Consider the following 23510-nt stretch of genomic DNA (forward strand, 5'->3'; position numbering starts at 1 on the left):
CATGCAATGCTGTCAGATACGGCAGGCACAGGCAAGACCGAGGCAGAGCGCATGGCGAGCAACCGCACTTACGACCAGATCACGATTGGCGAAACAGCAACCGTTTCAAGAACCTGCACTGCCAACGACCTCTATATCTTCGCTCACGCCTCCGGCAACACCAACCCGCTGCACCTGCCGAAAGCAGAAGGCAGCCAGCGCACCGGCGAGCCGCCCTTCGCGCCCTCCATGTGGATCGGCGCGCTTGTTTCCGCCGTTCTTGGCAACATCCTCCCCGGCCCCGGCACCATCTACCGCAGCCAGACATTTTCCTTCCATGGCCGCGTCCTTCTCGGCGACACGCTGAACGTCAGCGTGCAGGTTCTTGCCAAGGAGGCGGACCGGATCGTGCGGCTTGCAACACGCGTGACGCGCGCCGATGGTTCGCCGGTGGCTGACGGCATCGCCATCGTCACCGCGCCCGATGAACAGATCACCTTTGACACGGCGGACCTGCCTTCGCTGCTGCTGGAGCGGCACCGGCATTTCGACCGGTTCATCAGCTGTGCCCGGCGTCTGCCGCCGCTGGTGACGGCCGTGATTGCCCCGGAAGACGCCAACTCGCTGGGCGGCGCCCTGCTGGCTGCCAACGAAGGCCTGATCCGCCCCATCCTGATCGGCGACCGGGCGAAGATCGAAAAGACGGCCCAGTCGCTGAAGGCCCCGCTGGAGGCTTTCGAGATTGAGCACGTTCCCGATGAGGCTGATGCCGCCGCACGCGGCGTTGCCATGGTGCATGAGGGCCGTGTCTCGGCCGTCATGAAGGGGCACCTGCACACCGACCTTCTGCTGAAACACGTGGTCAAGCGCGACGGCGGCCTGCGCACACGGCGGCGCATCAGCCATGTCTTCGTCATGGATGTACCCGGCCACCCCACCCCGGTCCTCATCTCCGATGCGGCGATCAACATCGCGCCGGATCTGGAAACCAAGGTCGACATCATCCAGAACGCCATCAATGTTGGCCTTGCCATCGGCCTGGACGAGCCGAAGGTGGGCATTCTCTCGGCCATCGAGACGGTGAACCCGGCCATAGCCTCCAGCCTTGACGCGGCGGTCCTGTCCAAGATGGCCGAGCGCGGCCAGATCACCGGCGGCCTCGTGGACGGGCCGCTGGCCATGGACAATGCCATCGACCTGCAGGCCGCCCGCACCAAGGGCATCAATTCGCTGGTGGCGGGCCGGGCAGAGGTGCTGATCGTGCCGAACCTTGAGGCCGGCAACATGCTGGCCAAGGAACTGACCTTCCTCGCCCATGCCGAGACCGCCGGGCTCGTCGCCGGGGCCAAGGTGCCGGTGATCCTGACCAGCCGCGCCGATGATGACCGCGCCCGCCTTGCCTCCTGTGCGCTTGCCCTGCTCTATCAGCACTGGCTGACCACGGGCACCCCGGCTGTGACCGGTGACATGGATCCCGCCGAATGAGCGGCGCGCAGATGGATCAGGCGGTGCTGGTGCTGAATGCCGGCTCCTCATCGCTGAAATTCAACCTCTACCAGGGCACGGCAGAGCTTCTGAAAGGCCAGGTCGAGGGCATCGGCAGCACGGCCATGCGGCTGAAGGCGCAGCGGCCCTCCGATGGCACGCGGCTGGACGCGACACTGGAGGCCCCTGCCGGGGCGGCATCAGCAACCGGGCACGAAGCAGCCCTTGCTGCGGTTCTGGGCCTGATCCGTGAGGCCTTCGAGGGCCTTCGGATTTCAGCGGCAGGGCACCGGGTGGTGCATGGCGGCATCGGCTTCGAGGCCCCAGCCGTCATTGATGACAGCGTGATGGCGGAACTGGAGCGTCTGGTTCCCCTCGCCCCGCTGCACCAGCCGCATAATCTGGCCGGTATCCGCGCCGCGCAGAAGGCTTTCCCCAAAGCCCTGCAGGTCGCCTGTTTCGACACAGCCTTCCACCGCAATCACCCTTGGGTGAATGACGCCTTCGCCCTGCCGCTCCCGCTCTATGACGAGGGCGTGCGGCGCTATGGCTTCCACGGCCTGTCCTATGAATACATCACGCAGCATCTGGCGGAGACGGCGCCGGAAGCTGCGAAGGGCCGGCTGATCGTCGCCCATCTCGGCAATGGCGCTTCCATGTGCGCCATTGAGAATGGCCGCAGCATCGGCTCGACCATGGGCTTCACCGCACTCGACGGCCTGCCCATGGGCACCCGCTGCGGTCAGCTGGACCCGGGCGTGCTGCTCTATCTGATGCAGGAAAAGGGCATGACGGCAGAGGCGATATCAGATCTGCTCTACAAGCAGTCCGGCCTCAAGGGGCTGTCGGGCCTCAGCCAGGACATGCGCGAGCTGGAAGCCGCCGGAACGGAAGCGGCCCGCAAGGCCATCGACTATTTCACCTTCCGCGTCCGCCGCGAAATCGGTGCCATGGCCGCCATTCTCGATGGGGTGGACACCATCGTCTTCACCGGCGGCATCGGCGAGCATGCGGTCAACGTCCGCCAGGCGGTCTGCGCCCCGCTCGGCTGGCTGGGTGCCTGCCTTGATGAAGACGCCAACCGCAGCAGCGCCCGCATCATCTCCAGTCCCGCCTCCCGCGTCACCCTCATGGTGGTCCCCACCAACGAGGAAGAAATGATCCGGCGGCATACGGTGACGGCGCTGGGGGCATAAGCAGCAGCCCCATCACGGCGGCGGGAGGTCTCCTTCCCCGCCGTCTTCGGGCAAGGGCGCGGGGGCGGCGGTCTGCTGGTCCGCAAGCTCCTTCAGCATCGCCTGCCATTGCGGCTCCAGCGGCAGCATCACGGCGGAGAAGTCTTCCGGCAGCACCGGCACGAAGCCGCCGCCGAAGTCCGGCTCGATGGCGAAATAGGCGCCCGGCGCTTCGTCCTGAAGGGCGGAGAGCATCTGCCGCAGCCGGTCTTTCAGCTCGGGCGCCACATCGGAGCGCACCACATGCACGGCAAAGGGAATGCGCGGCGACTGCCAGACGACCGTCAGCCTGCCCACATCCAGCCGCATCCTGTCATAGGCCTGAAGCAGGGTGCCGGAGCTGTAGCCGATGTCTGCCTCGCCCAGCAATGTGGACCAGCCCAGCGCGGCTTCGGCCAGACCATCATAGAGCGCGGCAAGCCCCTCCTCAGGGCCGGAAACTGCAACAAGCGCGGAGAAAAACTGGCGCGGATCGCGTCCTGAAACAGCAAGACCGGCCAGCGGCACACGGAAGGCTGCCGTGGAGCGGGCCGGGCCAATGGCCAGCCGCTTCCCCGCCAGCGCCTCCAGAGAGGGTATTTCCCCGGCCTTGGCCACCAGAATGGCGTGAAAGCCGTCTGCACCGTCTCCGTCCCGTGGCGCGGCCAGTGGCTCGACACAGGCGCAGGCCTTGCGTGCAGCCGCATAGGCCGTGGCAGACAGGCGGCCGTACTGCACATGACCAGCGATGAGGGCGTCCGTCAGTTCGCCCAAGGTGTCCATGAGAAACAAGTCGGCCGGAAGGCCCAGCCGGTATTCCAGCTCGTCGCGGAAGGGTTCGGCTTCTGACCGGGCATCATCGCGCCCGGCCGTGACCACGCCAATGCGAAAGCGGCTGCCCATGTCCTGCGCCAGTGCCTGCCCTGCGGCCAGCGGGGCAAGCACCGCGAGGCAGCAGACGGCAAGGCAGTAGATGGCAGGGACCGGCAGCCAGCCGCCGTCAGTTCGGCAGATAGGGCTCTTCGTCCTCGGCAGCTTCCAGGAAGGGCACATCCATCCACTCGTCTTCATCGCCATCCCAGGACCATTCGCCCAGAAGCTCGACCGTATCCTCGAAGGGGAAATAGCGGTTCGACGCCATCCAGAGCTCGCGGGATTCCTCGTTTTCTTCCGACAGGCTGGCCGCTTCCAGATGAAGCGCGAAGTCTTCCGGATCCACCGGACGGAAGCCGCCCTCGTCCATCATGATCGAGCCATCGGTGAACAGCTTTGCGATCGGTTCTTCCAGTTCCTCGAAGCCGAGGTCACCGGCGGCACCGATGTAGCTGCCCCAAAGATAGCTGTCCGGCGCCGGGCGCACGGTCTTCGGGAAGGCCTTCAGCACGGAGAGGGCATGCTCGCGCGGCACTTCGCCGGAGAGCACACCATAGACCCAGGCCACCATCATGGCATCGCGTGCGTAATCGTCGGCGTTGCGGTCAGAGAACCCTTCCTCGAAGACGCTGTAGCCGCCCGGATTGAGGGCGATCAGGATCGGCCCCATGGTTTCGATCAGGCAGTCACCGAACAGGGCTTCAAGATCCTGATCCGTGCTGCGCAGCAGGCGCATCACGGGCTGGAAGGCCGCGGTGACCTTGAGGTCGGCCAGGATGTGCAGCGCGAGGAAGCAGGCGTCGCCCTTTTCGTCGAGCTGGCTGAGCTCACCCGTGCCGCCGGCCACGCGGTCTTCCAGAATGGCCATCAACGCCGGAACGGAGGCGGACGGAGTGGACAGGCACTCGCGGACGTCGGCCTCCGGGAAGCCCTCGCCTGCAGTGAAACGGGCGATGATGTCCTTGGGGTCAAAGGCGGCGGCGGTCATGGCAGATACTCTCTTGAAACTGAAGTTGACGCAGATCTACCACGAAGGCACATGTTAAGCGACCGATAACCTTTCAAGTTCCCCGTGGTTTGGCGCGTCTTGTCGCCTCTGCGGAGGCAGGGTCATCCGGCCAGGGGTGGCGCGGATAGCGGCCCTTCATCTCCGTCTTCACATCCGCCCAGGAACCGGCCCAGAAGCCCGGCAGGTCCCTCGTGATCTGAATGGGCCGGTGGGCGGGCGACAGAAGTTCCAGCGTCAGCGGAATGCGGCCATCGGCGACCGACGGATGCCGGGCGAGGCCGAATAGCTCCTGCACGCGGATGGAAATGGAGGGGCCGCTCTCTGCCCCATAATCAATCGGCACATGCGAGCCGGTGGGCGCGGTGAAATGCGATGGCGCCAGCCGGTCAATCTCCGCAGCGCCGCCATAGCCTAGAAGACCTGAGAGCGCATTGCCCAGGCAGGCGGCATCCACGTCCGAAACACGGGTGAAGCCCGCCATATAGGGCAGAAGCCAGTCTTCCAGCGTCTCCTGAAGGGCGGCATCGGACAGGTCCGGCAGATGCTCTGCCCCTGCGGCCCGCACGAAACCGGCACGGGCGCGCAGGCGCAGCTGATCATTGGTCCAGGGCAGACGGGCAACCCCGCGCCGGGCAATTTCCCCCAGCAGCGCCTTTGCCACCATCGCCGCATCCGGGTTGGCGATCTGCCGGGAGGCCAGTTCCAGCGCTCCCAGCCGGACCACACGGCGCGCCCGCACCAGACCGGAAGGCTCCAGCCGCACGTCATCGGTTTCAGTGATATCTGCGGCAAACATCGTCTCGATGGCCTCAAGCCCGAGGGGCGCTGCCAGCATGATGCGGCCCGACTGGGCCTTGCCCTGAATACCGGCAATGGCAAGGAAGGGCTCACCGGCCAGCGCATGCTCTTCCGGCAGTTCTGCTCCGCGCCCGTTGGCGAGGCGGAAGCGGCCGCGCTGGCCCCGGCCCTGCGCCACCCGCTCGGGAAAGGCCAGTGCCAGCACTTCGCCGGCCAGTTCCGGCGCGCCGCCATCGCTGTCCTGCTCCGTCTTCGCACCGCCTTCGGCCGCCATCTTCTGCCAGCGGGCAGCGAGTGCACGGGCATCGCGGCTGCGCGGATCACTGTCCCGGCGCAGGCGTCTCACCCTCTCCCGCAGATCCACATCCATGCCGCCAAGTCCGGGCTCGGACAGGATCGCCGCCACCTCCCCCGCCAGCCGTCCAAGACCCAGCGCTTCCGCTTCCACGATCATATGTGCAAGGCGCGGCTCGATGGGCAGGCGCGCAAGGCGCTGGCCGTGCGGCGTCAGGCGGCCTTCGCCGTCCAGCGCATGAAGCTGCGTCAGCAGGCTGCGCGCTTCTGCCCAGGCGCCGGAGGGCGGGGCATCAGGAAAAGACAGCGTGGCCGGGTCTGCCGTGCCCCAGGCCGCCAGATCCAGCACCAGCGACGACAGATCTGCTTCCAGAATCTGCGGCCGTTCGGCCGGCATCAGCGCCTGTGTCTGCGCTTCGTCCCAGAGCCGGTAGCAGACGCCCGGCTCCGTCCGGCCAGCACGGCCCCGGCGCTGGTCTGCCGTGGCCCGTGACACGCGCACGGTTTCCAGCCGCGTCAGCCCCGTCTGCGGCTCATAGCGCGGCACGCGGGAGAGGCCGCTGTCGATCACCGTCCGCACGCCTTCGATGGTGAGCGATGTCTGGGCGATGGAGGTGGCCAGCACCACCTTGCGCTCGCCCTCCTTCGCCGGGCGGATGGCGGCATCCTGTGCCTTGCCGTCCAGCGCACCATAGAGCGGGGCGATGCGCACAGTAGCAGGCACCTGCCCCTCCAGCGCCTCGGCCACACGGCGGATTTCGCCCTGTCCGGGCAGAAACACCAGCAGCGAGCCATGCTCCTCGGCCAGCGCCTTGCGCACAGCCCGCACCACCTGCGGCTCGATCCGCTCTTCCGCCTTGCGGCCCAGATAGCGGGTTTGAACGGGGAAGCTGCGGCCCTTGCTCTCGATGACCGGCGCACCGCCGAGCAGCCTTGCGACGCTGGCGGCATCCAGCGTCGCCGACATGGGCACCAGCCTCAGGTCATCACGCAGCGCACCCTGCACATCAAGCGCCAGCGCAAGACCGAGATCACCTTCCAGCGAGCGCTCATGAAACTCGTCAAACAGCACGCAGGCGACACCGGCCAGTTCCGGGTCATCCAGAATCATGCGGGTAAAGACGCCCTCGGTGATCACCTCGATGCGGGTGCGGGCGCTGACGCGGCTTTCCATGCGCACCCGGTAACCAACAGTGCCGCCCACCTCCTCGCCAAGGCTTTCGGCCATGCGCCGGGCAGCGGCACGGGCGGCAAGGCGGCGCGGCTCCAGCAGGAGAATGCGGCCATCACCGCGCCAGAGCGCGTCCAGCAGCGCCAGCGGCACACGGGTGGTCTTGCCAGCACCGGGCTCTGCCACCAGCACCGCATTGCTGCCCGCCGCAAGCGCCGCCAGCAACTCCGGCAGCGCCGCATCAATCGGCAGGGGCGGTGACCGCCAGGTATCCACTCTCTCAGCCACGCGGGCCTCTCCTGCTGCCTGCCCCGGTCATCTGAAGGCAGTGTTCGTTGCGGATGGAATCCCGCAGTACTGCATCTGAACTGTGGCAGGGCGCCTCCGCCCCCCTCCCACTGGTGGGGAGGGGTAAGGGGTGGGGGGCTCTGCGCTGGCAAGGGCTTGAAAAGCCGAATTTTTTCTCAAAAGGCTGGAGAGGAGAGACTGTATGTGAGCCATCGACACTCTGCCAGCCGGAAAGGCCTTCCCCCCACCCCTAACCCCTCCCCACGGGGGGGAGGGGAGCTGATACGCCGTGCCGGAATGCCCAGGACCTACGCTTTCATCAGACCTTAGCCCGGAACCCCACCGGAGTCCGTTGTAGACACTGCCCCCTATTGGGAAGGAAGCGGAGAGGTCCCCCAGAGATCAAACCGCCCAAACCCTCACCCCTGCGAAGTCCAGTGGCGGCCCTTGGTGCCGACGGCGAAGCGGTCCGGGGTGCGGGCGTAGGCGGCAAGTCCGTCCACCGCCGGGTTGGGGTGATGGATCAGGAACACCGGGATCGAGGCCATCAGCTTGGCATGGGGAGCCTTGGCTTCGAAAGCCGCACGGAAGCCGCCCTTGCGCAGGAACGGCGCAATGTGGGACGACACGCCGCCCGCGATATAGACACCGCCGCGCGCCAGCACCGAAAGCGCGAAATCCCCTGCCACACGGCCAAGGCAGCGGGCGAAGATCTCCAGCGTCTCCACTGCCACCGGGTCCCCGGCATTGGCCGCCTGCGTGATGTCCGCCGCAGACGTGAAATGCGGCTCCGCCTTGCGGGCGCGGGCAACAGCTCCGGCAAGGCGCGGCAGGCCGGTGCCGCTCAGCACTTCCTCGGCGCCGATGCGCCCGCCGTTGCGCGGGATATGCGGCCAGATCTCGTAGTCTTCCGGCGTCACGGGCCCCAGTTCCACGTGGCCCCCTTCACCGGGCACCGGCACCCAGGTGTCTGCCGCATAGATCATCGCCGCCGCACCCAGGCCGGTACCGGGGCCGACCACGAACTTGGAGGCACCCGCCAGAGGCTCGCCGCCGCCGATCTGCTCGATATCCTCACCGGACAGGCCGGGCAGCGCCAGCGCCTGCGCCTCGAAGTCGTTGAGGATCACCACGTCCCTGAGGCCAAGGCCGGCGATCATCTGCAGCGGCTCCACCACCCACTTGGCATTGGTCAGGGGAATGCGGTCACCGGTGACGGGACCGGCCACGGCGATGACGGCCGAGCGCGGCGCCGGCACATCCTGCCCCGCAAGGCAGGCGCCGATGGCCGCGTTGATATCCGGATGGGCCGCCGTTGGCTGGGACGGCAGCTTGATGGCAGGTGCGTCTTCATCCAGCACAAGGGCAAAGCGGGCATTGGTGCCGCCCACGTCCCCGACCAGAACAGGGAAAGCGAACGGGCGCTGGCGGGTCTCAGTCAGGCTCATGTGCGCGGGCCGGCCACTTCAGGCGTATCGGAAGAGCTGCGCAGGCCGGTCAGGCGGGCCGAGCGCAGCAGGATTTCGGCGGTCGAAAGGTTGAGCGCCATGGGGATGTCGTAGACCAGCGCCAGGCGCAGCAAGGCCTTCACATCCACATCATGCGGCATGGGCGACAGCGGGTCGGCAAAGAAGATGAGCCCGTGCAGACGGCCTTCGGCGATCATGGCGCCGATCTGCTGATCACCGCCCAGCGGCCCGCTCTTCAGCGGCGTGAGGTCGAGGCTGGGGCAAGCCGCCTTGATGCGCCCGCCCGTGGTGCCCGTGCCGACCAGCCGGAAGGCCGCCAGCTTTTCCTCATTGCGCTGCGCGAAGGCAACCATGGCGTCTTTCTTGGCGTCATGGGCCACAAGGGCCAGCACCGGACGTTCCGCCTCCATCCGCATCATCTCCCGCAAGCTCATACCGGCGCAGAAGCGCCATCAAAATCACGGCAACAGCTTTAGCGCCTTGCGCGGGAAACGCAAAGCGCGAGCTGACGCCCGGTCACAGGAAGATGCCGCAAGGATCGGAGCTGATTATGGCTCCTCGTAGATGAACCGCCGCTGCTGCCAGCGCCGCTCGCCTTCGAGGCAGAAGGGATCGATGCCATCGGCCACCCGGATCAGCCGGGCCTCATCCGGTGCTTCGGGCCGGGGCAAAACCGGCATGGCGATTTCCAGCACCAGCTTGCGGCGCACGGCTTCGGCAAACCGCTCCGCGCCGCGCACCGGCACGATGAAGGAGCCTGGGCCGCCGATGACGCAGGTTTCGTAGTAGCGGTCAAGGTCTGCCATATCGAACCAGCCCGGCCGCACATCCTTCAGCTGCAACGGCAGGCCGTTGATGACGATGCCCTGCGCCACCACCTGGTCGCGGGCGGCGGGCGCATAGGTGCCCTGATTGTTCGGCCCGTCTCCGGAGATGTCGATGACCTTGCGCGCGGCACTGTAGGGCAGCGTTTCGAACTGCTGCGCTGAAAACAGCAGCGCATCGCCGATGGCGGTGCGGTAGGCGCGGCTGATGGGGGCTTCGCCCAGCGCATCGGCAAATTGCTGCGCGCTGGCTTCGTCCGAAATCACATGCCAGTCAATCAGGACCGAGCGGGACAAGCTGCCTGCCCATTCCACATAGATGACAGCAATGCTGCCGGTCAGGCCAGTGCGTATGGCCTCCAGCACATCCGGCGAGGTAATCGCCTGCATGTAGCCCTGCCGCTGCAGCCGCTGTTCGTCGATGTCCATGGAATAGGAAATGTCGACCGCCAGAACGAGGGCCACATCCACTTCCTGCGGCAGCCTCTGCTGGGCATCTGCCCTGCCCGTCACGGCCGCCAGGGCCAGCAGCACCAGCGCCGCGCGGAAACCTCCGGCGCACGAGCGCAACCATCGCAGAATGTTGAAGGGCGTCATGCCGGACCTCCCCTTGCTCCGGCAGCGCCAATACACCGCCGGACACAGAAGAGCTTGTCAGCCTTGCCGCCTAAAACCCAATCGCATCTTCGTGAGCGGCGGCAAGCCACCGCCTCACTGGCCGCCACTCCTCTAGTCAAACAGATTGCAGCTGACGGACTTGCGGCCTGCGGCCGGGATGATCAGAGGCTGATCATCCATCAGCCCGGCAATTTCCAGCACCAGCTTCATCCGCACAGCCTCGGCGAAAGCCTCCTTTGAGCGCACCGGAATGGCAAAAGCCCCCGGCCCGCCAATGACGCAATCCTCGTAGTAGTGATCGAGATGCAGCATGGCCTGCCAGGCGGAGGTTTCCGATTTCATCATCAGCGGCAGGCCGTTGATGGTGACGCCCGCAGCAATGACCTTGTCGCGCATCTGAGTGACAGTGCCGCCCTGATTGTTGGGCCCGTCACCGGAAATGTCGATCACCTTCCTGAGGCCCTCAAATTCATTGGAAGCGATCATGTCCGCCGATTTTTCCAGCGCGGCAAAGATGGACGTTCTCTGGACCTGCCGCAGGGGGGCTTCGGCGATCCGGGCGGCGAAGGCCGCTGCTGTGGCCTCGTCCTGAATGATGGACCATTCGGCCACCATGAAGTGCTCGCCCACCCCTCCCCATTCGAAGTAAGTGATGGCAATCCGCCCGGTGGGGCCGTCCTGAATGGCGGCCAGAACCTCGCGCGAGGTCAGGGCGGAGACATATCCGGCCCTCTGAACCTCCTGCTCGTCCCGGTCCATTGACTGGGAGATGTCAACGGCCAGCACCAGCTCGACATCCACTTCGGCATCAGCCGGGTAGGCGGTGGATAAGATGCCCGAGAGTGAGCGCTCAGCGAAAGCTGTTATTGAAGTAAATGCCAAGATGGCAAGACTGCCAATGGCGGCACAGCAGACGTCACGTCCGGTTTTGCACAGTGTGAGACGCATGGTGTTCTCCATGTCTTGGCCGAAGCCGGTTTCCCACACCTCCCTCTCTACTTTTGTTGTTGCGGCTAAACAGACGGTTAATCCGAGAATCTCAGCAATGTGCCGATATTTTCAGAGCCTTGAACACGCGCCGGATAGAATTGTTCCAAGCAAGCACTATGCCACAGGTAAGGCGGCGAAAATTGTGCCAGCAAATCAAAAGACGCACAGAATGCACCCGCGTGAACCACTCGGCAAAATTTGCCCAGCAACCGGCAGATATTGCCGTATCAGCGCAGCAGCCGGGCAATTCCTGCCTAATGCCCATGCAAACTGCATCACACGGCAGCACCCGCACAGCCATCCATATACCAAACGGAAAAGCTCAAGATTCAGCCGGAAAACACGCCAAATCCGCTTGACGGCGGGCAAGCAGGCAGGCATCTTTCCTGAAAGAATTCACAGCGGCTGAAGAAAATTTCAGCCAACCAGAGGCTCAAGATCCGGGCGAAAGACCTGGGCGCAGCAGACGGGGCAATCCGTGCAGGACGAGGACTGGACCACCTACCTCTCGATCCGCGCCGCGTGGCTCTCCTTCGTCGGGGGCAGCACGCAGGGTGAGATTGCCGCACGTCTTGGCGTGTCACCGGCCAAGGTCCACCGTCTTATTGCCCACGCCCAGAAGGAAGGCCTTGTCCGCTTCCAGATCGAGGGCCGCCCGATTGAATGCCTCGAGCTGGAAGACGAACTGACCCGGCATTTTGCCCTGACCAGCTGCATCATCGCGCCGGACCTTGGCGGCGGTGACCAGACGACGGCCATCCGCGCCGTTGCCTCCGTCGCGGGCCCCTTCCTGTCCAACCTGCTCTCGGGGCCGGAGATCCGTCAGCTCGGCGTCGGCATGGGCCGGACGCTGAAGGCTTCGGTTGCGGCCATGCCGCGCCTTTCACGGCCGGACCTTGCCATCATCTCCATCTCCGGCTCGCTGATGCGCAAGCTTTCGGCCAACCCCTTCGATATCGTGCAGCCGCTGATCGAGCGCACGGGCGGGGAAGGCTACTATCTGCCGGTGCCCTATTTTGCCGAAAGCCTGGAGGAGCGTGACATGTTCCTCGGCCAGCGCAGCGTGCAGGATCTTCTGGCGCGCGCGCGGCGCTCGGATGCCTTTGTCGTTGGCATCGGCTCCATCGATGACGACGGTCATCTGGTGCAGCGCGGCATCATACAGAAGGAAGATCAGGACGGCCTGATGCGCAGCAGTGCGGTCAGCGACCTGATGGGGCGGTTTGTCACAATCGAGGGCGCGCAAGTGCCCGTAAGTCTTGGCGAGTGCGCCGTGGGCCTTCACTACGAGGAAGTCCGCGGCTCTCGTGTCATTGCACTGGTGGGCGGGGAGAGCAAGGCAGACGCCACGCTCGCAGCGCTGCGCACCGGTGTCATCACCGACCTGATCGCGGATGAGACCCTGGCAAGGGCTCTGAAGCAGCGGCTCGGATCGAGCGGCCCTGTGACGGCAGCCCTGCTGCCCCGCAGTGCCCAAGAGGGGAAGTAAACCGGGACCAGCCATGGTGGCCGGGTCCAGTGCCGGAGGATGTAACGTGAAGAAGTTCCTGATGACGGGCGCCGCCATTGCAGGCGTCATGATGGCCAGCACCGCCTTTGCAGCGGATTTCCAGCCGGCAGTCGTCTATGACCTTGGCGGCAAGTTCGACAAGTCGTTCAACGAGTCCGCTTATACGGGCGCCGAGAAGTTCAAGAAGGACACGGGCGTCGAATACCGCGACTTCGAGATCCAGAACGACAGCCAGCGCGAGCAGGCCCTGCGCAACTTCGCCCGCCGCGGCATGAGCCCGATCGTCGCCATCGGCTTCTCCCATGCCAATGCCGTCGAGAAGGTCGCCAAGGAATTCCCGGACATCCAGTTCGCCATCATCGACATGGTCGTGGACCTGCCGAACGTCCGCTCCATCGTCTTCAAGGAGCATGAAGGCTCCTACCTCGTCGGCCTGCTGGCAGCCAAGGCTTCGCAGACCGGCAAGGTCGGCTTCGTCGGCGGCATGGACATCGACCTGATCCACAAGTTCGCCTGCGGCTACAAGCAGGGCGTGATGGCCACCAACCCGCAGGCCGAAGTCTTCCAGAACATGACCGGCACCACCGGCGCTGCCTGGAATGACCCGGTGAAGGGCGGCGAGCTGGCCAAGTCCCAGTTCGACCGTGGTGCAGACGTTGTCTATCACGCAGCCGGCGCCACCGGCATCGGCGTGCTGCAGGCGGCCGCTGACGCGGGCAAGCTCGGCATCGGCGTCGACAGCAACCAGAACGCACTGCATCCGGGCAAGGTTCTGACCTCCATGCTGAAGCGCGTGGACGTTGCCGTGGACAAGACCTTCACCGACGCCAAGAACGGCCAGTGGACCAGCGGCATCGAGGTTCTGGGCCTTGCCGAAGGCGGCGTGGATTACGCTCTTGATGACAACAACGCCCAGCTGATCACCGCAGACATGAAGGCTGCTGCTGAACAGGCCAAGGCCGACATCATCTCGGGCAAGATCGCCGTCCACGACTACATGACGGACAAGACCTGCCCGTAACACCCTGAGGGACTGCGGCCCTTGCCCTGCGCCGGAAGGCCGGGGCAAGGGCTCTTTCCTTGTGACGCCGGGCCATGCGCCCGGCCCCTTCACCGACTGACGCCGGCCCTGTGGCCAGACGCGCGGGAGCATCCATGACCGCCGCCATCGAGCTTCGCAAGATCAACAAGTCCTTCGGGCCTGTGCATGCCAACAAGAACATCGATCTTGTGGTGGGCAAGGGATCGATCCACGGCATCATCGGCGAGAACGGTGCCGGCAAGTCGACACTGATGTCGATCCTCTACGGCTTCTACAATGCCGACAGCGGCGACATTCTGGTGGATGGCAAGACCGTGACCATCCGCGATTCCCGCCATGCCATCGGCCTTGGCATCGGCATGGTGCATCAGCACTTCATGCTGGTGGATCCCTTCACCGTGCTGGAAAACGTCATGCTGGGCGCCGAGGGCGGCAGCCTGCTGGCAGGCGGCGCGGGCAAGGTGCGGGCGGAACTTCTCCGGCTTGAGCGCGAATATGACCTGAAGATCGATCCGGATGCGGTTGTCGGCGACCTGCCGGTTGGCCTGCAGCAGCGCGTCGAGATCCTGAAGGCGCTCTGCCGTGGCGCCGAAGTGCTGATCCTGGACGAGCCCACCGGGGTGCTGACCCCGGCCGAGGCCGACCATCTGTTTGAAATTCTGAAAGTCCTGAAGGCCCAGGGCAAGACGGTTCTGCTCATCACACACAAGCTGCGCGAGATCATGGCCATTACCGATACGGTGTCCGTCATGCGCCGAGGCGAAATGGTGGCGACCCGCAAGACGGCAGACACCTCCATGGAGGAACTGGCCGAGCTGATGGTGGGCCGCAGCGTGCTGCTGAAGGTCAACAAGCAGGCCGCCAAGCCCGGCGAGCGGGTGCTGGCCGTCGAAAACCTCACCGTCACCGACAGCCGGGGCGTCGATGTGGTGAAGGACGTGTCCTTCGAGATCCGCGCCGGCGAGATCGTCGGCATTGCCGGTGTCTCGGGCAACGGCCAGTCGGAGCTGCTGGAAACGCTGGCGGGCATCCGCCGTGCCCGCAAGGGCCGCATGTGGCTGAATGGCGAGACCATCGACCTTGCGGCCAACCCGAAAAACCCGGCGGAAATCCGTGCCATGAGCATGGGCCATGTGCCCGAGGACCGGCACCGGATGGGGCTTGTCACGTCCTTTGCCGAATATGAGAACGCCATTCTCGGCTATCACAACGATCCGGCCTATTCGAAAGGCCCGCTGCTGGACATGCGGGCCATCCGCAAGGCGGCCGAGGCGGAAATCGCCAAATACGACATCCGCCCGCCCAACCCTTTGCTGAAAACGGCCAATTTCTCCGGCGGCAATCAGCAGAAAGTGGTTCTTGCCCGCGAGATCGAGCGGGACCCGAATGTGCTGCTGGTCGGCCAGCCGACGCGCGGCGTCGATATCGGCGCCATCGAATTCATTCACAAGCGGCTGATCGAGCTGCGCGATGCCGGCAAGGGCCTGCTGCTCGTCTCCGTGGAGCTGGACGAGATCCGCTCCCTCTCCGACCGCATCCTGGTCATGTTCGACGGCCGCCTTGTCGGCGAGCGCGGGCCGGATGCCACCGAAAACGAATGCGGCCTGCTGATGGCCGGTGTCACGGATGACGTGCCCGCCCGCGCCGCGCATGGAGGCAGAGCATGAGTGCCGGTTCGCTGCCGCGCTGGATCGACTTCGGCCTGATCCCGCTTCTCAATCTCACTGCTGCCTTCCTCGTCTCCGGCCTTGTGGTGCTGCTGATCGGCGAGAACCCGCTGGATGCGGTTCAAGTGCTGATCTGGGGCTCAATCGGCTATGGCGAGGGCATCGGCTTCACCCTGTTCTATGCCACGAACTTCATCTTCACCGGTCTTGCGGTGGCCGTGGCCTTCCATGCGGGGCTCTTCAACATCGGCGGCGAGGGTCAGGCCTATCTCGGCGGCCTCGGTGCTGCCCTTGCCTGCCTTGCGCTGGATCACTATGCGCCCTGGTGGATCACGGTTCCGGTTGCCGTGCTGGCGGCGGCCTTCTTTGGCGCGGCCTGGGCATCGATCCCCGCTTGGCTGCAGGCCAAGCGCGGCAGCCACATCGTCATCACCACCATCATGTTCAACTTTATCGGCACGGCGCTGATGGGCTATCTGCTGGTGAAGGTGATCAACAAGTCCGGCTCCATGCAGCCGGAGACCCGCACCTTCGCCGAAGGCGGACAGCTGCCGCTTCTGGGTGAGTTCTTCGGCACCAGTTTCTTCGGCTCGTCGCAGGTCAACCTTGCAGTCTTTCTGGCGGTGGCAGCGCTGGTGCTGGTGTGGCTGCTGATCTGGCGCACGCGGCTCGGCTATGAAATCCGCACCTTCGGCGCCAATCCCGCTGCTGCCGTGTATGCGGGCATTTCGCCGGTGCGCATCACCATCATCACGATGCTGATTTCCGGCGGGCTCGCCGGGCTGATGGCCATCAACGAGCTTGTCGGCTCGCAGCACCGGCTGCTGATCGAATATGTCGCCGGCTACGGCTTTGTCGGCATCGCCGTGGCGCTGATGGGCCGGGCGCATCCGGTGGGCATCATGCTGGCAGCCATCCTGTTCGGCATGCTCTACCAGGGCGGGGCAGAACTCGCCTTTGAAATGCCGGCCATCACCCGTGACATGATCGTGGTCATCCAGGGCCTCGTCATCCTGTTCGCCGGGGCGCTGGAATACATGTTCCGCCCGGCGCTGGTGCGTCTGTTCAGCTTCTCCGCCAAGCCGGCCGCTGCTGCCGGCAAGACGGCCTGACGGGAGAACGAGCCATGTTCGAGACCCTGATCCTCATCCTCGACTCCACCGTCCGCCTGTCCGCGCCGCTGCTGCTGGCCTGCCTTGCCGGACTTTATTCGGAACGCTCGGGCATCGTCGACATCGGCCTTGAGGGCAAGATGCTGGGCGCCGCCTTTGGCGCAGCCTCCGTTGCCTTCATCACCGGCAATGCCTGGGCCGGGCTTGGCGCGGGCATTGTTGTCGCGGTCGGCCTCGCGCTGCTGCACGGCTTCGCCTCGATCACCAACCGGGGCAACCAGATCGTCTCCGGCGTTGCCATCAACTTCCTGGCGGCCGGGCTGACGGCCCTTCTGGGGCAGGCCTGGTTCAATCAGGGCGGACGCACGCCGTCCCTGTCTGGCGGCGGGCGTTTTCTGGAGATCGAGCTGCCCTTAGCCACCGCCGTCAAGGACGTGCCCATCATCGGCTATATCTATTTCGAGCTGATTTCGGGCCACAACATCCTCGTCTACATCGCCTTCCTTGCCGTTCCGGCCACATGGTGGGTGCTCTACCGCACCCGCTTCGGCCTGCGTCTGCGCGCCGTTGGCGAAAACCCGGCGGCGGTGGATACGGCAGGCATCTCCGTCACCTTCCTGCGCTACCGGGCAGTGGTCATGTGCGGCATTCTCTGCGGTCTGGCAGGCAGCTATCTGGCGATTGCCCAGTCCTCCGGCTTCATCAAGGACATGACCGCCGGGCGCGGCTACATCGCGCTGGCGGCCCTGATCTTTGCCAAGTGGAAGCCGGTGAACGCCCTCTATGCCTGCCTCCTGTTCGGCTTCCTCGATGCCATGGCCATCCGGCTTCAGGGCCAGCAGGTCCCGGGCATCGGTGAGGTGCCGGTGCAGGTGTTCCAGGCCCTTCCCTATATTCTCACAGTCATCCTGCTGGCGGGCTTCATCGGCAAGGCCATTCCGCCCAAGGCCAGCGGCATCCCCTATCTGAAGGAGCGCACATGAGCGCGGTGGACAAGCTCTTCGAGGCGGCAAAGGCCGCCCGCGAAAACGCCTATGCCCGGTACTCGAACTTCAAGGTCGGCGCGGCGATCCTTGCCGCCGACGGCAAGATCTATCCGGGCTGCAACGTGGAAAATGCCGCCTATCCGCAGGGCGTCTGCGCCGAAGCCGGTGCCATCTCCGCCATGGTTCTGGCCGGTCAGCAGCAGATCGAGGAAGTGGTCGTCATCGCCGACGCCGCCCTTTGCACACCCTGCGGCGGCTGCCGGCAGAAGCTGAAGGAATTCGCGGCCGGTTCCGTCAAGGTCCATATCGCCAATCTCGACGGCATCCGCCGCACCTTCACCATGGATGAATTGCTGCCTGCCGGTTTCCAGCTTCTCGACTGAAGCGGACCCTCAAGGCTGAGACAGAACAACACAAGGGACGAACGCCATGAGCAGCTATGGCAATGACTGCGCGGAAATCGTCCGCGCCGCCCGCCCGGGCAGCTATCGCATCGGCATGATCCTGGGCTCCGGGCTCGGTGAACTGGCGGGCGAGATGGAGAATGCGGTGCGCATTCCCTACAGCAAGCTTCCGGGCTTTCCGGTTTCCACCGTCTCCTCCCATGGCAGCGAGCTGGTGGCAGGCGAGCTGGAAGGCGTGCCGGTGGTGATCCTCTCGGGCCGCGCCCACTATTATGAGAGCGGCAATCCCTCCATCATGCGCACGCCGGTCGAGACGCTGAAGGCGCTCGGCTGCGAGATCCTGCTGGCGACCAACGCCGCCGGGTCCCTGCGCGAGGAGGTGCAGCCCGGCAGCCCGATGCTGATCACCGATCATATCAACTGGTCCGGCCTCAACCCGCTGATCGGGGAGGAAGACGAAAAGCGCTTCCTCGACATGACCGCCGCCTACGACAAGGACCTGCAGGCTGCCATGCACCGCGCCGCCAAGGCCGATGGCCATGCGCTGGCGGAGGGCGTCTACATGTGGTTCTCCGGCCCGTCCTTCGAGACACCGGCAGAGATCCGCATGGCGCGCATTCTGGGCGCTGATGCCGTCGGCATGTCCACCGTGCCGGAGGTGATCCTTGCAAGGTTCCTCGGCATGCGCGTGGCCGCCATGTCGATCATCACCAATCTGGGCGCAGGCATGCAGGCCCATGGCCTGTCCCACGACGAGACCAAGTCCGTCGCCAAACTCGGCCTAGCGCGCATGAAGAAGCTTGTGCGCGGCTTCGTGAAGGAGGTTTCCCATGGCTGATGCAGCCAGCAAGGCGGAACTCGCCGCCCGGGCTCTCGCCCTTGTCGATCTGACGAACCTGAATGACGGCTGCACCGCCGCCGACATCGATGCGCTCTGCGCCCGCGCCGTGACCGGGCATGGCCATGTGGCCGCCGTCTGCGTCTATCCCGCCTTCGTGGCGCAGGCGAAGGCGAAACTGGCCGGTACGCCGGTAAAGGTCGCAACCGTCGTCAACTTCCCCGCAGGCGGTGTGGACACCCGCGCCGTGGTGGAAGAGACAGCCAAGGCCATTGCCGATGGCGCGGACGAGATCGACCTCGTGATGCCCTACCGCGCCTTCATGGAAGGCCGCAGGGGCTTTGCCGAAGAGATGATCATCCGCGTCAAGGCCGCCATTCCGGCCCCGGCCCAGCTGAAGGTCATTCTGGAAACCGGCGAGATCGGCGATCCGCTGCTGATCCATCAGGCCTCTCTCGTCGCCATTGCAGCCGGTGCCGATTTCATCAAGACCTCCACCGGCAAGGTGAAGGTCAACGCGACGCTGGAAGCTGCCGAAATCATGCTGACGGTGATTGATGAAGTGCGCACCGAACAGCCGGGCCGTCAGGTGGGCTTCAAGCCCGCAGGCGGCATCCGCACGCTGGACGAGGCTGCAGCCTATCTGGCGCTGGCCGACCGGATTCTGGGCCCCAACTGGGTCTCCTCGGCCACATTCCGCTTCGGCGCCAGCGGGCTGCTGGATGCACTGATTGACGTGATCAAGGGCGGCGCAGGCAGCGCACGCGAAGGATACTGACATGCTGGCACAGGAACTCATCCGCAAGAAGCGTGACGGCGGCCAGCTGACGCGGGAAGAAATCGCCTTCTTCGTCAAGGGCCTTGCCGATGGCAGCGTCAGCGAGGGGCAGGTCTCGGCGCTGGCCATGGCCATCTTCTTCCGCCGCCTGACCATTGACGAGCGCGTCTCCCTGACGCTGGCCATGCGTGACAGCGGCACCGTGCTGGACTGGTCCGATGTGGACGCACCGGTGCTGGACAAGCACTCGACCGGCGGCGTTGGCGACAACGTCTCGCTGATGCTGGCCCCTGCCCTTGCCGCCTGCGGCGCGGCCGTGCCGATGATCTCCGGACGCGGCCTTGGCCACACCGGCGGCACGCTCGACAAGTTCGACAGCATCCCCGGCTACAAGACCCAGCCGGACAATGCCCTGTTCCGCAAGGTGGTGAAGGAAGTGGGCTGCGCCGTCATCGGCCAGACCAGCGACCTTGCCCCGGCGGACAAGCGCTTCTACGCCATCCGCGATGTGACGGGCACGGTGGAGAGCATCGATCTCATCACCGCCTCGATCCTGTCCAAGAAGCTGGCGGCGGGGCTTCAGGGCCTCGTGCTCGACGTGAAGTGGGGCACGGGCGCCTTCATGCAGAGCTTCGAGGAGGCCAAGGCGCTCGCCGAAAGCCTCGTGCGTGTGGCCAATGGCTCCGGCCTCAAGACCACCGCCCTGCTGACGGATATGAACGAGTCCCTTGCCTCTGCCGCCGGCAATGCGGTGGAAATGCAGAATGCCGTGGACTTCCTGAAGGGCACCTCCATCGACAGCCGCCTGTGGGACGTGACCGTGGCGCAGGGCGGCGAGCTGCTGGCGACCGGCGGCATTGCCGAAAGCGCCCAGGAAGGCTGCAATCTGATGCGCGCCGCCTTTGAAAGCGGGCGCGCGGCGGAGAAATTCGCCGAGATGGTCACCGCCCTCGGCGGCCCGGCGGACTTCATGGAAAAGAGCGAGCTCTATCTCGCCAAGGCGCCCGTCATTGCTCCGGTCTATGCGAAGGAGCCGGGCGTGGTCACCGGCGTTGACGCCCGCGCCATCGGCGTTGCCGTGGTGGAACTGGGCGGCGGACGCCGTGTCGCGGCCGATGTGATTGATCCGTCGGTCGGCTTCACGGAACTGGCCGGCATCGGTCACCGGGTGGATGCGGATGCGCCGCTCGCCATCGTCCATGCCGCCACCGAAGACGCCGCCCGCCGCGCAACCGAGGCCCTCAACGCCGCCTATCGCACCGGCGATGCCGGCAGCGTCGAGGACCACCCGATCGTGGCTGCCCGTATTGCACCGTGAGGGGCGATACAAAGCATGAATGAAATCGCCCCGTGAGGGGCATGAACATGGGATCGCGCCGTGAGGTGCGGTGTCAGTGGACGATCCGGACCGGTTCGCCTGAGGTGTTCAACCGTGGCCGCAGCGCCCCTCTCCCCCCTTGAGGGGGAGATGTCTGCGTCAGCAGACAGAGGGGGGGTGTCAGCGCCACCACACATGACAGCCTCCAGGCCAGGCTGGAGAGGCTGCATACCCCCCTCTGCCCCCTTCCGGGGGCATCTCCCCCTCAAGGGGGGAGAGGAACCGGAGCCGGATCGGGAGCAAAGTCCCCCTCCCCCGCGTGGGGAGGGATTTGGGGGGCTGGGCTGGGCGGGTCTGATCAGGCCACCTCCTTCCGGCCAAACGACAAGCAGCCGCAAGAGCTGCCGTGAAATGAGATGAGAGGCTTTGGCCTCGGGACAAAAGGAAACAGAGCATGCCTCGCGCCATTCTCGTTGTGCTCGACAGTTTTGGCATCGGCGGTGCGCAGGATGCCGCCCGCTTCGGCGATGAGGGCTCCGACACGCTGGGCCATATCGCGCAGCGCTGTGCGGCCGGAGAAGGTGACAAGCCGGGCCTGCGCAGCGGGCCTCTGCATCTGCCCAACATGAACCGCCTCGGCCTTGGCGCCGCCGCCACGCTGTCCACCGGCAAGACCCTGCCCGGCCTTGCGCCGGACCCGGCGCCCACCGGCCTGTGGGGCTATGCGGCAGAAGTCTCCAACGGCAAGGACACCCCGTCCGGCCACTGGGAAATTGCGGGCGTGCCGGTTGAGTTCGACTGGGGCTATTTCCCGGCCACCATCCCCACCTTCCCGGCGGAGATGATCGCCGCGATTGTTGCTGAGACGGGCATTCCCGGCATCATCGGCGACAAGCATGCTTCCGGCACGGAGGTCATTGCGGAGCTGGGCGAGGAGCACCTGCGCACCGGCAAGCCGATCTTCTACACCTCGGCGGATTCCGTCGTGCAGATCGCCGCCCATGAAGAGGCCTTCGGCCTCGAAAGGCTCTATGCCCTGTGCGAGGTGACCCGTAGGCATGCGGACCCTTACAACATCGGCCGCGTCATCGCCCGCCCGTTCACCGGCACAAGCGCTGCGGATTTCGTGCGCACCGCCAACCGGCGTGACTATTCGGTGCTGCCGCCCGAGCCCACCCTTCTGGACAGGCTGACCGCCGAAGGGCGTACAGTCATCGGTGTGGGCAAAATTTCCGACATCTTCGCCCATCAGGGCGTCACCAAGGTGCTGAAGGGCGCCGGCAACGGCCAGCTTCTCGACAAGACGCTGGAAGCCATGGACATGGCGCAGGACGGCGATCTCGTCTTCACCAACCTGATCGACTTCGATTCCCTTTATGGCCACCGCCGTGATGTGCCGGGCTATGCGGCAGCGCTGGAAGAGTTCGACCGGCGCCTGCCGGAGCTGATGGCGAAGCTCAAGGACGGCGACCTGCTGCTGCTGACTGCCGACCATGGCTGCGACCCCACATGGCGCGGCACGGACCACACGCGCGAGCATGTGCCGGTTCTGGGCTTTGCTCCTGGCATCGCTGGCCGCAGCATCGGCGGGCGCAGCACCTATGCGGATATCGGCGAGACCATCGCGGAGCATCTGGGCATTGCCGCCGGGCGTCATGGCCGCAGCTTCCTGAGCGCCTGACTTTCCACCGGGAAGCGGCCTCCATGCGCCGCTTCTTCTTGACGCAGCGTGCGGCGGCGGGAACAACTTTGTCAGTGATTGAGCCGGGTCATGAAATGGACCCGGCAGGCAGCTTTCAGGGAAGGACGGGCGGCCCATGGCAGTGCAGGAGCAGGTGCTCAAGGCGGAATTGCACTGCCATATCGAAGGGGCAGCCCCGCCCGCGCTGGTTCAGAAGATCGCAAAGCGCGAGGAGATCGACGTTTCCTCGATCATCGACGCCAAGGGCCAGTACCGCTGGAGCGACTTCACCACCTTCCTGTCGGCCTATGACCTCGCCAGTTCCGTCTTCCGCCGCCCCGGCGATTATGCGCAGCTGAGCGAAACCTATTTCCGCATGCTGGCCGCCGAAGGAGCCATCTACGGCGAAATCTTCATTTCCCCCGACCATGCCACATCGGCGGGCCTCTCCTACCGGTCCTATGTGGAAGGACTGGCGGCAGGCCTTGAGCGGGCCAAGGCGGAGACCGGCATCGAAGGCCGGATGATCGCCGTCGGCGTGCGCCACTTCGGCGCAGCCTCGGTGGAGCGGGTGGCGAAAGAGGTCGTCTCCAATCCGCATCCGCTGGTCACCGGTTTCGGCCTTGCAGGCGACGAGCGCGAGGGCCATCCGGCCAATTTCGCCCGTGCCTTCCGCATGGCGGGCGAGGCCGGGCTGGGCCTGACCGCCCATGCGGGCGAATTCGGCGGGCCGGAGAGCATCAGCGCGGCTCTCGACTTCCTGCGCGTGCGGCGCATCGGCCATGGGGTGCGCGCCATCGAAAGCCCGGCACTGGTGGACCGGCTGGCGGCAGAGCGGATCGTGCTGGAGGTCTGCCCCGGCTCGAATGCGGCGCTGGGGCTTTATCCGGTGCTGCGCTTCCACCCGGTCAACCTGCTGCGCCGGGCGGGCGTGCGCATCACCCTCAACTCCGATGATCCTCCCTTCTTCCGCACCACGCTGGGGCGGGAATACAGCCAGACGGCCAAGACCTTCAACTGGACCCAGGAAGACCTGCGTGTCTTCACCCGCACCGCCATCGAAGCCGCCTTCTGCGACAAGGCAACGAAGGAACGGCTGCTGGCCAAAGTGGACAACCAGAAGCTCGGCTGAGTGGTTGCGGGCATGGGGTATGTCTGCCGG

21 protein-coding genes are annotated in these 23510 nt (G+C 65.4%); 14 read left to right on the forward strand and 7 right to left on the reverse strand.

All coding sequences use genetic code 11. From position 1 onward, the window contains the following. Positions 1-51: 51 nt before the first annotated feature. Together IF10I1_RS22440 and IF10I1_RS22445 are read left to right on the forward strand one after the other, a co-directional pair. Complete coding sequence (locus IF10I1_RS22440; RefSeq protein WP_186424686.1) at positions 52-1464, forward strand: bifunctional enoyl-CoA hydratase/phosphate acetyltransferase; 1413 nt, start codon at positions 52-54, stop codon at positions 1462-1464. After that, on the forward strand, positions 1461-2660 hold the full coding sequence (locus IF10I1_RS22445) for an acetate/propionate family kinase (RefSeq protein WP_186424664.1): 1200 nt from the start codon (positions 1461-1463) through the stop codon (positions 2658-2660). Before IF10I1_RS22440 ends, IF10I1_RS22445 begins: the two co-directional genes overlap by 4 nt. A gap of 12 nt (positions 2661-2672) precedes the next feature. On the opposite strand, the gene IF10I1_RS22450 is transcribed toward IF10I1_RS22445, so the two are convergent. From IF10I1_RS22450 to IF10I1_RS22480, 7 genes are all read right to left on the reverse strand, one after another. Next, positions 2673-3749, reverse strand: coding sequence for a phosphate/phosphite/phosphonate ABC transporter substrate-binding protein (locus IF10I1_RS22450; protein WP_208994301.1), 1077 nt, complete (start codon positions 3747-3749; stop codon positions 2673-2675). After that, a complete protein-coding gene (locus tag IF10I1_RS22455) occupies positions 3679-4539 on the reverse strand; it encodes a DUF1186 domain-containing protein (RefSeq protein ID WP_186424665.1) in 861 nt (286 codons plus the stop codon). Before IF10I1_RS22455 ends, IF10I1_RS22450 begins: the two co-directional genes overlap by 71 nt. 73 nt (positions 4540-4612) lie before the next feature. Next, positions 4613-7111: an ATP-dependent helicase HrpB gene (gene hrpB / locus IF10I1_RS22460; protein WP_244293799.1), complete on the reverse strand. Its 2499-nt coding sequence runs from the start codon at positions 7109-7111 to the stop codon at positions 4613-4615. A 419-nt stretch (positions 7112-7530) separates the two neighbouring features. Next, positions 7531-8559: an ROK family protein gene (locus tag IF10I1_RS22465; RefSeq protein ID WP_186424666.1), complete on the reverse strand. Its 1029-nt coding sequence runs from the start codon at positions 8557-8559 to the stop codon at positions 7531-7533. Further along, positions 8556-8999, reverse strand: coding sequence for a methylglyoxal synthase (locus IF10I1_RS22470; protein ID WP_186424667.1), 444 nt, complete (start codon positions 8997-8999; stop codon positions 8556-8558). Before IF10I1_RS22470 ends, IF10I1_RS22465 begins: the two co-directional genes overlap by 4 nt. Positions 9000-9128: 129 nt before the next feature. Beyond that, on the reverse strand, positions 9129-10001 hold the full coding sequence (locus IF10I1_RS22475) for a DUF1194 domain-containing protein (RefSeq protein WP_186424668.1): 873 nt from the start codon (positions 9999-10001) through the stop codon (positions 9129-9131). 132 nt (positions 10002-10133) lie between these two features. Beyond that, positions 10134-10823 (reverse strand): DUF1194 domain-containing protein, encoded by a 690-nt coding sequence (locus tag IF10I1_RS22480; RefSeq protein ID WP_208994303.1) that lies wholly within the window; start codon positions 10821-10823, stop codon positions 10134-10136. A 31-nt stretch (positions 10824-10854) separates the two neighbouring features. Here IF10I1_RS22480 and IF10I1_RS22905 point away from each other — a divergent pair, with 31 nt between their 5' ends. The 12 genes from IF10I1_RS22905 (at position 10855) to IF10I1_RS22535 (ending at position 23480) form a co-directional block, all read left to right on the forward strand. Then, positions 10855-11421 (forward strand): hypothetical protein, encoded by a 567-nt coding sequence (locus IF10I1_RS22905; protein WP_208994304.1) that lies wholly within the window; start codon positions 10855-10857, stop codon positions 11419-11421. A gap of 69 nt (positions 11422-11490) precedes the next feature. Then, on the forward strand, positions 11491-12501 hold the full coding sequence (locus tag IF10I1_RS22485; RefSeq protein ID WP_186392195.1) for a sugar-binding transcriptional regulator: 1011 nt from the start codon (positions 11491-11493) through the stop codon (positions 12499-12501). 61 nt (positions 12502-12562) lie between these two features. After that, positions 12563-13543, forward strand: a complete 981-nt coding sequence (locus IF10I1_RS22490) for a BMP family protein (protein WP_186424689.1) — start codon at positions 12563-12565, stop codon at positions 13541-13543. Positions 13544-13677: 134 nt separating this feature from the next. After that, on the forward strand, positions 13678-15231 hold the full coding sequence (locus tag IF10I1_RS22495) for an ABC transporter ATP-binding protein (protein WP_186424670.1): 1554 nt from the start codon (positions 13678-13680) through the stop codon (positions 15229-15231). Then, on the forward strand, positions 15228-16343 hold the full coding sequence (locus IF10I1_RS22500) for an ABC transporter permease (RefSeq protein WP_186424671.1): 1116 nt from the start codon (positions 15228-15230) through the stop codon (positions 16341-16343). The genes IF10I1_RS22495 and IF10I1_RS22500 overlap by 4 nt, the downstream gene beginning before the upstream one ends. A 14-nt stretch (positions 16344-16357) precedes the next feature. Then, complete coding sequence (locus IF10I1_RS22505) at positions 16358-17326, forward strand: ABC transporter permease (protein WP_186424672.1); 969 nt, start codon at positions 16358-16360, stop codon at positions 17324-17326. Continuing rightward, positions 17323-17712, forward strand: a complete 390-nt coding sequence (cdd, locus tag IF10I1_RS22510; protein WP_186424673.1) for a cytidine deaminase — start codon at positions 17323-17325, stop codon at positions 17710-17712. The genes IF10I1_RS22505 and cdd overlap by 4 nt, the downstream gene beginning before the upstream one ends. 46 nt (positions 17713-17758) lie before the next feature. Continuing rightward, entirely contained in the window at positions 17759-18571 is an 813-nt protein-coding gene (locus IF10I1_RS22515; protein ID WP_050472219.1) for a purine-nucleoside phosphorylase, read from the forward strand. Further along, positions 18564-19349, forward strand: coding sequence for a deoxyribose-phosphate aldolase (gene deoC, locus IF10I1_RS22520; protein ID WP_186424674.1), 786 nt, complete (start codon positions 18564-18566; stop codon positions 19347-19349). The genes IF10I1_RS22515 and deoC overlap by 8 nt, the downstream gene beginning before the upstream one ends. Before the next feature lies 1 nt (position 19350). Then, positions 19351-20667, forward strand: a complete 1317-nt coding sequence (deoA, locus tag IF10I1_RS22525; RefSeq protein WP_186424675.1) for a thymidine phosphorylase — start codon at positions 19351-19353, stop codon at positions 20665-20667. Between the two features lie 454 nt (positions 20668-21121). Then, complete coding sequence (locus IF10I1_RS22530) at positions 21122-22348, forward strand: phosphopentomutase (protein WP_186424676.1); 1227 nt, start codon at positions 21122-21124, stop codon at positions 22346-22348. Between the two features lie 136 nt (positions 22349-22484). Further along, positions 22485-23480, forward strand: a complete 996-nt coding sequence (locus tag IF10I1_RS22535; protein ID WP_186424677.1) for an adenosine deaminase — start codon at positions 22485-22487, stop codon at positions 23478-23480. The last annotated feature ends 30 nt before the right edge of the window (positions 23481-23510 follow it).

The sequence above is a fragment of the Pannonibacter sp. I15F10I1 genome (genome assembly GCF_900185665.1).
GTDB classification, from domain to species: domain Bacteria; phylum Pseudomonadota; class Alphaproteobacteria; order Rhizobiales; family Stappiaceae; genus Pannonibacter; species Pannonibacter indicus.

Excerpts from the sequence above, each read along its gene's own strand:
- IF10I1_RS22440 (WP_186424686.1), top strand. The coding sequence starts at position 52 with ATGGCGAGCAACCGCACTTACGACCAGATCACGATTGGCGAAACAGCA.
- IF10I1_RS22445 (WP_186424664.1), top strand. The coding sequence starts at position 1,461 with ATGAGCGGCGCGCAGATGGATCAGGCGGTGCTGGTGCTGAATGCCGGC.
- IF10I1_RS22450 (WP_208994301.1), bottom strand. The coding sequence starts at position 3,749 with ATGAAGACGAGTGGATGGATGTGCCCTTCCTGGAAGCTGCCGAGGACG.
- IF10I1_RS22455 (WP_186424665.1), bottom strand. The coding sequence starts at position 4,539 with ATGACCGCCGCCGCCTTTGACCCCAAGGACATCATCGCCCGTTTCACT.
- IF10I1_RS22465 (WP_186424666.1), bottom strand. The coding sequence starts at position 8,559 with ATGAGCCTGACTGAGACCCGCCAGCGCCCGTTCGCTTTCCCTGTTCTG.
- IF10I1_RS22470 (WP_186424667.1), bottom strand. The coding sequence starts at position 8,999 with ATGATGCGGATGGAGGCGGAACGTCCGGTGCTGGCCCTTGTGGCCCAT.
- IF10I1_RS22475 (WP_186424668.1), bottom strand. The coding sequence starts at position 10,001 with ATGACGCCCTTCAACATTCTGCGATGGTTGCGCTCGTGCGCCGGAGGT.
- IF10I1_RS22905 (WP_208994304.1), top strand. The coding sequence starts at position 10,855 with ATGCCCGAGAGTGAGCGCTCAGCGAAAGCTGTTATTGAAGTAAATGCC.
- IF10I1_RS22490 (WP_186424689.1), top strand. The coding sequence starts at position 12,563 with ATGACGGGCGCCGCCATTGCAGGCGTCATGATGGCCAGCACCGCCTTT.
- IF10I1_RS22495 (WP_186424670.1), top strand. The coding sequence starts at position 13,678 with ATGACCGCCGCCATCGAGCTTCGCAAGATCAACAAGTCCTTCGGGCCT.
- IF10I1_RS22500 (WP_186424671.1), top strand. The coding sequence starts at position 15,228 with ATGAGTGCCGGTTCGCTGCCGCGCTGGATCGACTTCGGCCTGATCCCG.
- IF10I1_RS22505 (WP_186424672.1), top strand. The coding sequence starts at position 16,358 with ATGTTCGAGACCCTGATCCTCATCCTCGACTCCACCGTCCGCCTGTCC.
- cdd (WP_186424673.1), top strand. The coding sequence starts at position 17,323 with ATGAGCGCGGTGGACAAGCTCTTCGAGGCGGCAAAGGCCGCCCGCGAA.
- IF10I1_RS22515 (WP_050472219.1), top strand. The coding sequence starts at position 17,759 with ATGAGCAGCTATGGCAATGACTGCGCGGAAATCGTCCGCGCCGCCCGC.
- deoC (WP_186424674.1), top strand. The coding sequence starts at position 18,564 with ATGGCTGATGCAGCCAGCAAGGCGGAACTCGCCGCCCGGGCTCTCGCC.
- deoA (WP_186424675.1), top strand. The coding sequence starts at position 19,351 with ATGCTGGCACAGGAACTCATCCGCAAGAAGCGTGACGGCGGCCAGCTG.
- IF10I1_RS22530 (WP_186424676.1), top strand. The coding sequence starts at position 21,122 with ATGCCTCGCGCCATTCTCGTTGTGCTCGACAGTTTTGGCATCGGCGGT.
- IF10I1_RS22535 (WP_186424677.1), top strand. The coding sequence starts at position 22,485 with ATGGCAGTGCAGGAGCAGGTGCTCAAGGCGGAATTGCACTGCCATATC.